8 protein-coding genes are annotated in these 15,232 nt (G+C 35.9%); 6 read left to right on the top strand and 2 right to left on the bottom strand.

Annotated features, from left to right (window positions below):
- Positions 1–141 precede the first annotated feature (141 nt).
- From N4T20_RS04005 to N4T20_RS03985, 5 genes are all read left to right on the top strand, one after another.
- The gene (locus N4T20_RS04005; protein ID WP_260671818.1) at positions 142–780 is read left to right on the top strand and encodes an NAD(P)H-binding protein; all 639 of its coding nucleotides are present in this window, start codon (positions 142–144) and stop codon (positions 778–780) included.
- A 62-nt stretch (positions 781–842) separates the two neighbouring features.
- Positions 843–1,979, top strand: a complete 1,137-nt coding sequence (locus N4T20_RS04000; protein ID WP_260671817.1) for an aminotransferase class I/II-fold pyridoxal phosphate-dependent enzyme — start codon at positions 843–845, stop codon at positions 1,977–1,979.
- A 102-nt stretch (positions 1,980–2,081) separates the two neighbouring features.
- Complete coding sequence (locus N4T20_RS03995) at positions 2,082–2,951, top strand: TraB/GumN family protein (RefSeq protein WP_260671816.1); 870 nt, start codon at positions 2,082–2,084, stop codon at positions 2,949–2,951.
- 7 nt (positions 2,952–2,958) lie between these two features.
- Positions 2,959–3,462 carry an RNA polymerase sigma factor gene (locus tag N4T20_RS03990; RefSeq protein WP_260671815.1) on the top strand — a complete coding sequence of 168 codons (504 nt, stop codon included), beginning with the start codon at positions 2,959–2,961 and terminating at the stop codon, positions 3,460–3,462.
- Positions 3,452–4,066: a hypothetical protein gene (locus tag N4T20_RS03985; protein ID WP_260671814.1), complete on the top strand. Its 615-nt coding sequence runs from the start codon at positions 3,452–3,454 to the stop codon at positions 4,064–4,066. The genes N4T20_RS03990 and N4T20_RS03985 overlap by 11 nt, the downstream gene beginning before the upstream one ends.
- Before the next feature lie 64 nt (positions 4,067–4,130).
- Here N4T20_RS03985 and N4T20_RS03980 read toward each other — a convergent pair whose 3' ends face one another.
- Positions 4,131–8,285: a T9SS sorting signal type C domain-containing protein gene (locus N4T20_RS03980; protein ID WP_260671813.1), complete on the bottom strand. Its 4,155-nt coding sequence runs from the start codon at positions 8,283–8,285 to the stop codon at positions 4,131–4,133.
- Between the two features lie 410 nt (positions 8,286–8,695).
- Complete coding sequence (locus N4T20_RS03975) at positions 8,696–9,178, bottom strand: regulatory protein RecX (protein WP_260671812.1); 483 nt, start codon at positions 9,176–9,178, stop codon at positions 8,696–8,698.
- Between the two features lie 278 nt (positions 9,179–9,456).
- On the opposite strand from N4T20_RS03975, the gene N4T20_RS03970 reads away from it, so the two are divergent.
- Positions 9,457–15,138 carry a T9SS sorting signal type C domain-containing protein gene (locus N4T20_RS03970; protein ID WP_260671811.1) on the top strand — a complete coding sequence of 1,894 codons (5,682 nt, stop codon included), beginning with the start codon at positions 9,457–9,459 and terminating at the stop codon, positions 15,136–15,138.
- The last annotated feature ends 94 nt before the right edge of the window (positions 15,139–15,232 follow it).

Here is a 15,232-nt window from a genome sequence, read left to right as displayed (position 1 = left end):
TATTTTATTACTTTTGAAGTATTAAAATCTCTTTATAAAATATTTGGTCAATAGTAAAAGCTCAGTAAGCTTTTGCAGTTTTGCTTCATGATTAGCTAATGAAGCACAATTTTTTATGTCAAATTTTATAAAGAATATACAATGAAAAATATATCAAAAGTTGCCGTTCTTGGCGGCGGAGGAAGAACTGGGAAATATCTTGTAAACCAGTTATTAGAAAACGGATTTAGTGTAAAACTTTTAGTAAGGAATCCAGATAATTTTACAATCCAAAATTCAAAAATAGAAATCATTAAAGGCGATGCGGTTAATGAAGAATCTATAAAGTTATTGCTTGCAGACTGTCAAGCGGTAATCAGTACTATTGGTCAGAGACCTGGAGAACCAATGGTGGCAAGTCGGGCAACAGAGAATGTTCTGAAGGCTATGAATGAATATGGAATTCAAAGGTATATTCTTCTTGCAGGACTGAATATCGATACTCCATTTGATAAAAAAAGTCCAAAAGCAATGATGGCAACCAACTGGATGAAAACTAACTTTCCCGAAATCCAAAAAGACAGACAATTTACGTACGATCTTCTGAGCGAGAGCAAGGTGGATTGGACGCAGGTTCGTGTGCCTTTAATCATTTTTTCTGATGAAAGTGCTGAAATTTCGGTAAACCTTGAAGATTGTTTAGGAGAGAAAATCACAGCACTGGATATCTCCAAGTTTCTAGTAAAAGAAATGGTAGAGTCAAATTACATTAGACAATCACCTTTTATAAGTGCTATTTGAGTTTAGAAAAACAGCGGATTACTTGAATCCGCTGTTTATTTTATTTGCCTAACTTTGCTTTTATGGAACTGCCAGAAAATCTTAATCGGAAAATAGAAAGCTGTAAACAGGCAAAGCTGTTTAGAAAACTTCCTGTGTTTAATAATCTGATTGATTTTTCTTCTAATGATTATATCGGATTTTCTAAGTCAGAAACATTGTATAAACATACTCATGCTTATCTGCTGGAAAACGAGATTTTTCAAAATGGAGCCACAGGTTCCAGATTAACCACGGGAAATCATTTGCTTTATCCAATTGCAGAAAGTTTTATCGCTCAATTTCATGAAGCAGAAGCGGCTTTAATTTTCAATTCGGGCTACAATGCCAATTTGGGGTTTTTTAGCGCTGTACCGCAAGAAAATGATGTTGTTTTGCATGATGAATTATGCCATGCTTCCATAAAAGATGGCATTGCCATGTCTAAGGCCAAATCATTTCCTTTTATTCACAACGATTTTGAAGATTTGGAAAATCATATTCTTAAATTTCCAAATTCTACAATTTACATCGTGACCGAAACGGTTTTTTCTATGGATGGCGACAGTCCCAATTTAGAAGAATTGGCGCAGCTTTCAGAAAAATACAACTGTTATTTAGTTATTGATGAAGCTCACACGGTGGGTGTCTTTGGAGAAAAAGGAGAGGGCTTAACTCAGCATTTGCAATTGCATCATAAATTTTTTGCCCGAATCGTAACTTTTGGGAAAGCTCTAGGATGCCAAGGCGCAGCCATATTGGGAAGTGTCGAGCTAAAGGATTATCTAATCAATTTTTCCCGAAGTTTGATTTACACTACAGCATTGCCTCCTCATGCTATCGCTTCGATTTTTATGGCTTATCAGCAGCTGGAAATTGAAAAAGAAGCTATTGAAAAGCTTCGAGAGAATATCATTTTCTTTAATCAGCAGAAAAATTTACTGGGTTTAAAACCAATGTTTGTCCATAGTAAATCTCCAATACATTCTGCTATTGTTCCAGGAAATGAAAATGTAAAAGAATTGTCCGAACAGTTGCAAAGTAAAGGATTTGACGTACAGTCTATTCTTTCTCCAATTGTTCCAGAAGGTCAGGAACGTCTTCGTTTCTGTATTCATAGTTATAATTCACAAGAAGAAATTAATCAGGTTTTAGAATTGGTTAGAGACTTTGTTTTTTAGATTTGATTTTCTTCAAAATTCAAATTTCAAAAAATAAGCAAAGTTTTTTGTAACGTTTTGTTTATTTGATTACTTACAAGCTGTAACCAAATTTATTAAACCATGAAAACCAGATTTCAATTTATATGTGCCGTAGTTGCATTTTTCTTTTTTGTTTGCAATGATATTTCGGCACAGACAAAAACTTCAAAACTAGAAAACAGTCTTCTTTGGGAAGTTTCGGGAAACGGATTAAAGAAACCTTCTTATTTGTACGGAACGATTCATATGATTTGTGCCAAAGATTATTTTTTATCAGAGAAAGCCAAAACTGCTTTTGAAAAATCGGATAAATTAATTTTAGAAATCAATTTTACAGATCCGAACGAAATGAGCCAAATGCAGCAATTGGCCATGGGAAAAGAGCCTTTGAGCAAAAAGCTGACTCCAGAACAGCTTGCAAAATTAGATGTGATTTTAAAAAAGAGTACCGGAATGTCGGTGCAGCAGGTCGACAGTTTTAGTCTTTTGACTGTTTTGAGTTTGATTTCGATGAAAAGCTTTGGGTGTTTAGATTTGAAGTTCTATGAAATGGAATTTTCAGATGCGGCCAAAAAAAGAAATATTCCCATTGTTGGATTAGAAACTGTTAAATCTCAGTTTGAAATTCTTGAAAAAGCGTATACAAATGATGAAATGCTGGGGCTTTTGGAAGAATCGACTCCAGAAGAAGCGGTGCAATTGGTTGATGCATATAAAAGTGAAAATATTGAAGCGATGTATGCCTTTAGTACAGATAAACGATTTACAAGCGAGAAAACTAAAAAGCAGATTGTTGACGATAGAAATTTAGATTGGGTAAAGCAAGTGCCTGAGTTAACAAAGCAAAATAGTGTTTTTATGGCCGTAGGAGCAGCACATTTAGGAGGTGAGTTCGGAATTATTAATTTATTGAGAAAAGAAGGATATACTGTAAAACCTGTAATGAACTAAAGCTGCCTTGAAAGAGAAAGAACAAGAGTTTTTAAACCGTATAGAAAACCATAAAGGAATTTTGCATAAAGTTTCTAAGATGTACATGGACAATTCTGATGATCAGCAAGATTTGTTTCAGGAGATTGTATGCCAGCTTTGGAAGTCGTATGAGTCTTTTCGAAATGAAAGCCAGTTTTCAACATGGATGTACCGGGTTGCGGTAAATACAGCAATTGTTTTTTTGAGGAAAGAAAAACGGAAGGTAGACAAATATGAAATACCTTCAGAAAATGTGAAAGATGATGAAGGTGATTCTCAAATAAAAGAAAGTCAGCTAGACCATTTTTATAAAGCGGTGCAAAAACTCGAAAAAATAGATAAGGCTATAATTTTTTATCAGTTGGAAGGTTTCTCTCATAAAGAAATAGGGGAGAATCTTGGAATTTCTGAGGGGAATGCCAGGGTAAAATTGAATAGGGCCAAAGAAAAATTAAAAGAAATTATTAAAAATCAGGGATATGGATTTTAACGATATACAAAACGCTTGGAACAACGAAAAAACTCAAGATGTTGTTCTGCCAACAAATTTAGAAAAGATTCAATCTGCCAATACGCCATTAGACAAAATCAGAAAAAACCTTAGGAATGAATTTGTGTATCAAATTGTATCGATGCTTTTTATCGGAACGATTCCGTTGATTTGCCATTTTAACGAGCAGATGTTTTTTTTGTATTATTTAATTTACAGTTTGTTTTTAGGAGTTTGCATTTATTATTTAGCGAAATTATATTTCTTTTTTAAAAGGCTAAATGCAACAACTTTAAGAACAAAAGATAGTTTGTATGAGACTTATTTTGATATTAGGCTGAATATGGAATTATACAAAACATTTGGGTTTTCGCTAACGCCTTTTTTAGTCATTTATTTATTGGGCTTTTATTTTTATGGCATTTCTAAAACCTCTAATTTATTAAGCCATGAATTCTCTAAAGGACAATTATTTGGGTTTTTTGCCATTGTAGTTTTTACAGTAGTGTCTATGGGAGTTTCTTTAGAATGGTGGGTTCAAAAGTTTTATGGCAAATACGCCAAAGAGATCAAAAAAGTAATAGACGAATTGAAAGAAGAATAAAAACAGAAAAACCATCAACTGCTGATGGTTTTTCTGTTTTTAAGCGCTAAGAAGTATAATTTTACTAATTGAAAATAATCTTTTTAGTAACTGTATGTTCGTTTTCTAAAATTACTTTTACCAATAAAACCTGATTGCTAGAATGCAAGTTTGCTATTTCTAATTCTTTTGCATCAATTTTAGCTTTATTGTAAAGCAATTGTCCGCCAATCGTGTAGATTTGAACTTCTTTAATGTTTTCTGCTCCGCTCGTTACATTTAAGACTTTAGATTTTACAGCAACTAGAACTCCGTCTTTTGCATTTTCAAAATCATCTGTACCTAATGTTTTGTTGGTATAACGCAATGAAAAACGTGCTGTAAAAGTTCCGATAGCAGTTTTAAAAGTATAATTCTCTTTTCGCAAGTCTATTATTTGACCAGTTGTTTTGTCTTCTAAGTAGACAGCCTGTGCACCAAAGAATCCGTCAGCGTGATCAATCGAGATCGTAAGATTACCCTCTATAGTGCTCTTATAGCCTAAAGGTACAGTGTCTGTATTGTCAAAAGGCAGGGCACGGCCTTGAACAGTTAATTTTTTAGCTTCGTTGATGCTGTAAAAATCAAGGTAAGTATTGCTTCCCATTGAAGTTGCGTCGTAATTGTAATCCAGACTGTTGGTTGCTCCAGTTGCATAACCAACCAGTATTTGTTTGAAAGCCCCATCTGTATTGGTCAGATTTAGCCATAAACGATTTTTTTCTATGTCACTAGTCTTTTCAGTTACTTTAAAGAACGAAGTATTATTGGCCTTAACTCTTTGAGAGTTTTTAAATAAAGCAGAACTCACTTTTGGCAGAATAAAGAAACCTTGGCCAGCACCAATATATCCCGTAGGAGCTTGCCCTTTTGGAGACGGCTGAGTTTCTCCCATCAGTGTGTAGACAGCAAAATCTGCGCTATCATAGGTAAATGTATTTGTTCCTTCAATTTTTTTCGGAGGCGTATTATGTGACCAGAAATATAAAGGTCCAATATCTCCATTGTTTCTAATGAATTCTGCTGCATCAATAGAAGAAGGATAAGGGTTGCCTAATAAATTCAGTTTTCCGCTTGTAAGCTGAACTGGAATATCTCCATTGTTTGGTGCGCCTGTAAATTTTGCAGTAAAATCTTTTGGATTGGTAAGATCATACGTCTGTGGCGCCCTAATGCTGTATCCATTTCCAGCGATCATCGTTTTCGTTCCATAATTGTTAGGAACCCATGTGTTATTTGTAGAATTCCAATAATGAAATTTGTCAAACAAAGTTTCTGGCGACAAATCATGCATTGATAAGCCGCTTACTGGCGATGACCAATATGTTACGTCATAACGAACGACATTGACCGTTCTTTGGATTTCAAAAGCATTTTTGCTTCCGGTAAACAATTTATCACTGGTCGAAGTTTGAAGCAATGATCCTCCATTTAGAATGAGCAGTTTTCCTTCTCCAAGAACCTTTATGTCTTCGTCAACCGTTAAGGTAATGTCTTTTGGAACAGTCAAAGTGATTTTGTCGTTTATTGTACAAGAACAAACGGTAAGATCAGCTTTTAACTCTGTATTTGTACTTATTACTAGTGCGCTGCCATTTGCATTGCCGCTTCCATTATTTGGAACGTTAATAAAAATAACAGAAGATTTTGCTCCGCCACCATTCTCTTTTAAGCGTATTTCTATTTCGGTTTTGCTGTTTAAAGAAAAAATCTTTCCATTTTTGACCAATACAGGCGTATCTGTGTTGCCTTTTTCGTAGAAAACTTCAATGCCATCTACAAAAATTTGAAGATCGTCATCGTAATTCGCCACTTGTATTTGGTATTGGCCACAAGCAAAACCTTTACGTTTTGAAACTACAGTAAAATAGTCATTCGGCATTGGAGCTCCTTGCCAGTTGCTTGCTGTAGAAGGAGATGTTGCAGTTGTCCAGAATGCTGTTGAATTAGCATTTGGATTAGGATCAACGTAATATCCTGCGTAGACTGCAGACTGTAAAGTTATATCGCTTTTATTATAACCGTACACATTCCAGACTTTATCTCCAAATACTGTTGGATCTCCTTTTGGCAAGCCAAATGAAAATGCAGCTCTGGCATCGTCTTTTACTTCATAATAATCTATAACAAAGTCATAATCTTTGTTTGCTTCAAGGCTAAATAAAACAGAGTTGACCGTCGGATTTCCTCTGCCCCATCTTTCCAAAACGATTTTGCCATTAATATATAATCTGATTGCATCATCTCCAGCTATCATGAAATTGTAAAGGCCCGCTTCTGTAACTTTTGTGCGCATTTTGTAGCGCACCAAGAAATTGTCGATAGGAGGCGTTTCGCATGGGAAATTTTCAGTTACACCTGTTATGGCTCCTTTTTTAACATCTCTGTCAAAGTTTTGGTTTTCAGTTACAGTTCCAATATAGGTTGCCAAAGAGGTGTTTGGCGTTTCATTATAGCCAATAGTTGGAACAACATCAGTATCTGCCCATTTGTAAACATATCCAATCCATTTGTTGTCTCCAAATACAGAAGGATCCTGAGTTGGTGCACACGGGATAAGTTCATGTGCTCCCATATATGGTTTTAGCCTTGTGTTGTTGTCAATATCAGCTGGTACAATTGCTATTGGAGTTCCTACCAGTGTTTTATTAGCGGCATTATTCGCATTTAAATACAAGCTGTTGTTCAGAAACAGAGGGTTTTCATTTTTAGAATTAGTCTCTTTGTTTGTCGCTTGTCTCCACTCTTCAAAAGTGGTTTTTTTGTTTGCCGAACTGTAATAGCTTCCCAATGTGCCCACATATTGCGAGCTGTAGTAGTTATTATAGTTTAACGTTGGTATTTTTGAAATATCTGCTGATTCAAAATAAACGGCAAAACGTTCGCTTCCCGAAGTTTGCGCATTTACAAAAATATTGTTTCTGATGTCAAGTCCAGAAGCACTTCTTACATATAAGGCAGAAGAACATCCAGTAGGCTGGTTTGTAACAAGTTTTACGGTGTTGTGATATAATTTGACAGTAGTGCCATTATCGATATAAATACCAAAAGCATTCTGGCTGCTTACACCGCCGCCTCCAGCAGAAGCTACATCGAGTACAAAGTTGTTGTATATTAATTGATTGTTTCCTGTGGTGTAAATTCCGCTGGCAGTTACTGCTTGATCGGAAATTATAGAACTGATTTTATTGTTAAATATCGACGCATCATCTCCTTCTACTTTAATTCCTAACGCACTTCCAGCGTTTGTGAAAAAATTAGAAACTATGTTTTGAGAAACAATCGCACTATTTCCTTTAATGTAAACGGCATAGCCAGTAGGGTAGCCTCTACGGTTTTCTATATTTGAGACCGTATTATTTGAAACAGTTCCATTATCGGCGTCTTCTAAATATATCCCAGAGAAAGCAGACGATCCATCAAAATTTGAAGGTATTTTTATTCCGTCTACTATATTTCCAGTTACCGTATAATTAGTAACGTTTGAAATTGAGATACCTAAAAATGGTCTCGTAGTCTGAGTTGCAGATGATATTTTGTTGTTTACAATTTTCCATCCTGTATTGGTTTTGTTTTGGCCCTTTACAACAATAGCTTGCTTGACATTTGCAAAAGTGACATTTTGGATGGTATTGTTGGAGTTATTTCCGTTACTGTCAAAGCTATCTCCAGAAGCTAAAATTCCAGTTGATATGGTTCCAATTTCAGCTCCTATTGGGTTTAATTCGACAGTTAAATTCTGAAATTTATTATTCTCAGACTTTTTGTAAAGCCAAATGCCAACTCGTTTTGCATAGTTGTTACTATTGTCATTAAAATTGTTGTAAATCTTTAGCTTATTGTCTGCAGTTCCATTATTTCCGTCAATAGTAACATTGTCCGCATTATTAAGCGCGATCAATCCGCCATCACGAACTTTTCCAGTTATGATAATGTCTTTCCCTGCATTTGGTTTTATAGTAACCGTGTTGCCGTTTTTATTTTTAAAGCGGGTAATGGTTAACTGGGAAGTTAAATTTTGATTTTCATCTAAAAGAAACTGAACATTTCCTTCTATTCCAACATCATTCAATTTTGCAATTGCTTCTGTAAGGGTTTTGAATTGTGAGTCAGTTTTAGTCGAGCTAATGACATAATTGCCGCTCAACTGAGCAAATCCAAAAAAAGGCAACAATAAGAATAAAAGTAAAGTTTTTTTCATGTTAAATGTTTTCTATCAATTTGTTATGCTGGCATAGGATTTTTTGAACCGCCGCAAAGATAGATACATCTACGAGCTCAAGATCGGCGAGGTTTTGAGAACCCCGATATAATCGATGAACTGAAAAAATAGTCGATGAATTGCATTAAAAATTTTAATGTTCGGCAAGTATTCTTATAAAACACTAAAAAATATTATAGGAATAATCTCAAATAATGGCTTTTTTTGAGACTCTTTTTTGAACTTTTAGACTAAAAAACGTCTAGTTTGGTATAAATTCTTCAAAAAAGGAATATTTTATAACTGAAAGTTGTTTTAGTTTCTGTGGAGTAATTTAGGATTTTTAAGAAGAATGATTGAAGTGGTTTTGGCGAGAGGTAAAAACGTTTTTTTAAAGTAAAAATCGAAGATTATTTTTCTTCTAATTCCTTAACTTTTTCATACACGAGACCGCTTTCGTAACCTCTTCGCAGCATATAGTCGCAAAACTTTTTGCGTTTTTTAAGAAGATTGTTTTCTGAAATACTATTCCAACATCTTTCCGCTAAATTTTCAAAAGTTTCAAAATACTCTTCAGCTGAAATTTCTTTCAAAGCCAAGGTAATATTTGTTGAAGAAATATTTCTTGCTTTGAGTTCATTGGTGATTCTGATTTTTCCCCAATGTTTGATCCTGTGTTTGCCTCTTGCAAAGCTGCAGGCAAAACGGGTTTCGTTTAAAAAATTTCCTTCAATGAGCTGTACGACAATACTGTCAATCTCGTCTCGAGTCATTTTTAGGGTGTATAATTTGGCCACTACTTCGTCATGACAACGTTCTTGATAGGCACAAAAATGCTCTAACTTTTGTAAAGCTTCTTTGATGGTAAAAGTGCTATTCGTCGGGTTTTTCATGCGTTTTAACGTTTAAATTGAGTAATGGTCAAATAGTTATAAATTAATTCTGAAATTTGTTAATATTTTATAAAAAGAAATAAATTATAACCTTGTGTATTAGGCTAATTTAAATATTTTTGTACGGAATTTTAACATTTTTAAGTTTTGGCAAAAAGCCTAAAATCTAAAAATTTGGAATCCAATATAATACCACAGGAACATTTAGTTTCTTGAAAACAATGCCATTTTGCTTTAAGCAAACCAAAAACAAATTTAAAACAAATACCTACTGTTATATGATGAGAAAATTACTTTACTCGTTTTTATTTTTCATTTCCTCTAAATCTTTCCTCAAAAGATTAAGTACACCAAGTTTAGGATTACTTTGTGTTGGGATGTTTTTTGTGTTTACGCAGACTATTTTTTCTCAAAGCAGAACAAGTGCTACTTCTGGAAATTGGAGTGCTGCGGGAACTTGGGTTAACGCTAATTTAAATAGAACAGGTACTATTACTTCTTCTACAGGTACTAATACTGTTACAGGAACTTCAACGCTTTTTTTAACTCAGTTGTCAATAGGTTCAGTTATAACCACTCAAGGGGGAACAGCAATTGGTACTGTTGCATCTATAGCGAGTAATACAAGTTTAACCTTGACAGCAAATGCATCATCTAATAATACAGGACAGACTTACCGCACAACCGGAGGGCCTCCAAGTCCAGTTGACAATGTCCTTATAGTTTCAAATCATAATGTAGTGGTTGATGGAACATTTACTTGTGCGTCATTATCTATGTCTCCAACTAGCTCTAATACTTCAACGTTATCATATACTGGCTCTACAGGCCGACTTACAGTAAATGGTATTGTAACATTAGGAGAAAGTAATGCTAATAATAGAAGAGGAGCTTTGAATATGACAAATGGAGGATTACTCGTTTGTCAGGGCTTTGCTCTCGCAAATAGTAGTAATTCAAATAGTTTTATTCCTGGATCAGGAACAGTTCAATTAACAGCAACGAATACTTTACCTACTAATATATTTGATACTTTTAATAATTTAACGATTAGTTCTGGAACCACTACATTCAGTATAGGACTAACAATAACTGGTACTTTGTCTATCGCCTCCGTAGCTAACTTAGGTGGGGGTTTAACACATACTGCCAATAAACTTATATTAGGAGGAGCCGATACAATAGCAGGATCATGGGGTAGTACAAGTTCAGTAGCAACGAATCAAAACAACACCTATTTCTCAGCAGTTAGTGGAATTGTAAATGTAAGTGCTTCAAATTGTTCATTAACATCATTTACAATGACTGGAACTAGTGGAGGTTACTGTAGCACAGTTGCAGGAACGCCAATAGGGTTATCAGGATCAGAAACAGGAGTTAGTTATCAGTTATATCGTGGGACAACTGCGGTTGGGTCTGCTATTGCAGGAACAGGAAGTGCAATAAGTTTCGGGACGTTTAATACTACCGGTGATTATACAATTGTGGCAACAAAATCTTTTTGTAAGCTTACTTTCGGACCTGTTTCTATTTATAACTATAGTACACCGCCTACACCTACAGCAACAGTGGGAAAAACAACCTGTCCAGCATCTGCTGATGGATCGATTACAATTACAAATGCTTTAACGCCAGCTTCGTTGGCTTTTACAAGTGCAAACAATCAATATGTTAATTTAGGGACTTCATTGCTTTCAAACAGAGCGGCCTTTACTATTGAAGGGTGGGTAAAATTTGATCGAGCTACAGCCATAGCAGCAAACAGGATGTCACTTTTTGGACAAAATGATGCTGTAGAAATTGGTTTTATAAACGGAAACTTAATTTGTTATACTCTTAATGGAGGTCAGGTTGATATGTCTTTAAGCGCTAATTATCCTAATGATAATGGTTGGCATCATATCGCAGTAACAGCAGATGGAACAACAAACGGAATTAAAATTTATGTCGACGGTTCTAAAAAAGTTGAAGGGGGTTCGGCCGTTACAAATTACGGATCAAGTAGTGATCCTACAAGATTTGGCTGGGGAACAGTGGATGCAACTGGTGGAGGTTATACAGGAGAAGTTTTTAAATTAGGATTTTGGAATAAAGCTCTTTCTCAGGCCGAGGTTACTAGCATGGCATCAGGTTTTGTTGTTTATAATGCATCACAAACTGGTCTGCTAGCGGGTTTTAGTTTTAATGAAGGTACGGGAACAACAGTTGCGTCTGTTGGAAGTGCGGGATTGCCAGCATCAAGCCTTGTTAACTCTCCAGTTTGGACAGATCCATATTCTTATTCTTGGACTTCTAATCCAGCAGGTTTTACTGCAACGACTAAAAATATAACAGGTTTAACTGCGAGAACTTATAATTTGACAACTTCATTAAAAGGTTGCACTAATACGGGGACTTGGAATGTAACTTCAAACAATTCAAACAACACAATAACGTTAAGTTCAGCTACAGGCACAGATACGCAGATAGCTTGCCTTAATACACCCATTACAAATATTAGGTATGCTACAACAGGAGCAACAGGAGCAACTTTTTCAGGTCTGCCATCTGGAGTTACAGGAAGTTGGACGGCAAATGTGGTTACCATAAGTGGAGCCCCAACAGTAAATTCAGCAAGTCCTTATAATTATACAGTTACTTTAACAGGAGGATGCGGAACAATAACAGCTTCAGGAACAATAACGGTTAATCCGAATAATACAATAGCATTAAGTTCAGCTGTAGGTACAAATGCACAGACAAAATGTATTAATACACCGATTACAAATATTACGTACAACACAACTGGAGCAACAGGTGCAACTTTTACGGGTCTGCCATCTGGGGTTACAGGGAGCTGGGCCGCAAATGTGGTTACAATAAGCGGAACTCCAACAGTAAGTGTTGGAAGTCCATATAATTATACAGTTGCTTTGACAGGAGGCTGTGGAGGTGGTTCTGTTTCAGGTACAATAGCGGTTACTCCAGACAATACGATAACATTAAGTTCAGCTACAGGTACAAATGCACAGACAAAATGCATTAATACACCGATCACAAACATTACGTACAACACAACAGGAGCAACAGGTGCAACTTTCTTAGGTCTGCCATCTGGAGTTACAGGAGGCTGGGCGGCGAATGTGGTTACGATAAGCGGAACTCCAACAGTAAGTGCTGGAAGTCCATATAATTATACAGTTACTTTAACGGGAGGATGTGGAAATGTATCAACTTCAGGAACAATAACTGTTACTCCAGACAATACGATAACATTAAGTTCAGCTGCAGGTACAAATGCACAGACAAGATGCATTAATACACCGATCACAAACATTACGTACAACACAACTGGAGCAACAGGTGCAACTTTCTCAGGTCTGCCATCTGGAGTTACAGGGGGCTGGACTGCAAATGTGGTTACGATAAGCGGAACTCCAACAGTAAGTGCTGGAAGTCCATATAATTATACAGTTACTTTAACGGGAGGATGTGGAAATGTATCAACTTCAGGTACAATAACGGTTACTCCAGACAATACGATAACATTAAGTTCAGCTACAGGTACAAATGCACAGACAAAATGCATTAATACACCGATCACAAACATTACGTACAACACAACAGGAGCAACAGGCGCGACTTTCTCAGGTCTGCCATCTGGAGTTACAGGTGGTTGGGCGGCGAATGTGGTTACGATAAGCGGAACTCCAACAGTAAGTGCAGGAAGTCCATATAATTATACAGTCACTTTAACGGGAGGATGTGGAAATGTATCAACTTCAGGAACAATAACTGTAAATCCAAACAACACCATAGCATTAAGTTCAGCTGTGGGTACAGATTCGCAGACTGTATGTGCTAATACAGCAATTACAAGTATTACATATGCTACAACAGGAGCAACAGGCGCGACTTTCTCAGGTCTGCCATCTGGAGTTACAGGAGGTTGGTCTGGAAATGTAGTTACAATTAGTGGAACTCCTACTACAGAAGTTGGCAGTCCATTTAATTATACGGTAACTTTGACTAATGGTTGCGGAAATATTTCGGCAACTGGTACGATAACAGTAAACCCACAGCCTACAACCCCATCAGTTTCACATACCAATGTGTCTTGTGGTACTTTAGGAAGCATAACACTAAATAATTTGCCAACAGGAAACTGGAGGGTTAATCAAAGTGGGCAAAGATCAAATCAATATTATCGCGTAAACATAGAAACGACACTGGTTATTGGTCAATTACAGGCAGGAACATATGATTTTACGGTTACAGATATGAATACAGGATGTGTATCAAATGTAGCATCTGTCGTAATACTTGACACTAGTTCAAGTACTGAGTGGGATGGTAATGGATGGACAAATGGAGCCCCAAACCAAAATTCAAGTGTGACAATTTCTTCAGTTACACCAAATCAGCCATTTGAAAGTATGGTTGGAGCTGATTTGACAGTATGTTCTTTAATTGTTAATGTTCCAAATGGACCATCAGATCCAGATGTAATTATTCCGCCTACAATGACTTTAACTGTTACAAACGATATCACAAGTAATGGTAAATTGTCATTTGAAAGCGGTTCAAGTTTACTGCAATCAGAAAGTGCTGTAAATACTGGTACTATTTCTTATAAGAGAAAAGTTAGTATGCGTCGTTTCGATGTAGTGTATTGGGCAACACCAGTAACAGATGCTGGCCTTACGATGAGAAAGTTTTCTCCAAACACCTTGTTTGATAAATACCATTATTGGAATGCGACCACTTCGCAATGGGTTCTTAGTAATTATGGAATAGAGGTTATGAAAAAAGGTCAAGGTTATAGTATCAGAGGGCCACAGAATTTTGACTTAGTCACTCCTTCTACATTTGAAGGGATATTTGTAGGTACACCAAACAATGGAGATGTCTCTGTTCCAGTAGTGCAAAATAAATTGAATTTATTGGGTAATCCTTATCCTTCTCCGATAAATGCAAATAAACTATTGCTGGAGAATAAAGATGAAATCGGAGCATTATATTTTTGGACGCATAATCAGCCTCCGCAAGTTATTCCAGGAACTAATACCTTCAAATACAATAGCTCAGATTTTGTTGTTTACAACGGAGTAGGATCGACAAGGGTAAGTGGTGATCCTGTTACAGGTCCAGATGAGTTTAAGGGCTATATTGGAGCAGGTCAAGCTTTCTTTTCAACAACACCAGGAACTGTAATTAAATTTAATAACGGTCTTCGTGAAAAAAGCACACAGAATACCCAGTTTTATAAAACAGCCAATGAAGTTGAAAAAAATCGTCTTTGGTTAAATATTGCCAATACTCAAGGTGCTTTCAAGCAATTGTTAATTGGTTATGTTGAAGGAGCAACAAACGGTATTGACCCAATTTTTGATGCTACTACAATGGGAAGCAACTCGTATCTTGATTTTTATAGTATTAACGAATCTAAAAAACTTACTATTCAAGGCCGTTCACTTCCTTTTAATAATGCAGAAGTAATTCCTCTAGGATACAAAAGCGGAGTTGATGATAAAGGTGATCGCAACTTTACGATCTCTATTGACCATGCAGACGGATTATTTACTACTCAGCCAGTATATTTAGAAGATAAAGAAACGGGTAAAATAGTAGACTTACGAAAAGAAAATTATACTTTTTTCAGTGTAGCAGGTACAAATACAACTCGTTTTACACTTCGTTATACAAATAAAACTTTAGGAACAGATGATTTTGAGAACCTAGAAAATACGGTTTTGGTTTCGGTTAAAGACAAAACACTAAAAATCGTTTCATCAAAAGAAACCCTAAAAGAAGTGCGTATTTACAATGTTGGAGCACAGTTATTGTATAGCAAAGACAAAATAAATGCTTCAGAATTACAGATTGCAAATCTGAATTCTTCTGATCAGGTAATACTGGTGAAAATCACTTTAGAAAATGGTCATACCATTACTAAGAAAGTTATTTTTTCTAATCTGTAGAAAATAAACCAGCAAATAATCACAAGCCCATTCATTTACGAATGGGCTTTTTTTTGCCTAAAATATCCCTAAATCTGGGTATTGTATGTGTTAT

This window comes from Flavobacterium sp. TR2, from assembly GCF_025252405.1.
Classification (GTDB): Bacteria; Bacteroidota; Bacteroidia; order Flavobacteriales; family Flavobacteriaceae; genus Flavobacterium.
This window is presented reverse-complemented; position numbering and strand designations above follow the sequence as displayed.

Excerpts from the sequence above, each read along its gene's own strand:
- N4T20_RS04005 (WP_260671818.1), top strand. The coding sequence starts at position 142 with ATGAAAAATATATCAAAAGTTGCCGTTCTTGGCGGCGGAGGAAGAACT.
- N4T20_RS04000 (WP_260671817.1), top strand. The coding sequence starts at position 843 with ATGGAACTGCCAGAAAATCTTAATCGGAAAATAGAAAGCTGTAAACAG.
- N4T20_RS03995 (WP_260671816.1), top strand. The coding sequence starts at position 2,082 with ATGAAAACCAGATTTCAATTTATATGTGCCGTAGTTGCATTTTTCTTT.
- N4T20_RS03985 (WP_260671814.1), top strand. The coding sequence starts at position 3,452 with ATGGATTTTAACGATATACAAAACGCTTGGAACAACGAAAAAACTCAA.
- N4T20_RS03980 (WP_260671813.1), bottom strand. The coding sequence starts at position 8,285 with ATGAAAAAAACTTTACTTTTATTCTTATTGTTGCCTTTTTTTGGATTT.
- N4T20_RS03975 (WP_260671812.1), bottom strand. The coding sequence starts at position 9,178 with ATGAAAAACCCGACGAATAGCACTTTTACCATCAAAGAAGCTTTACAA.
- N4T20_RS03970 (WP_260671811.1), top strand. The coding sequence starts at position 9,457 with ATGATGAGAAAATTACTTTACTCGTTTTTATTTTTCATTTCCTCTAAA.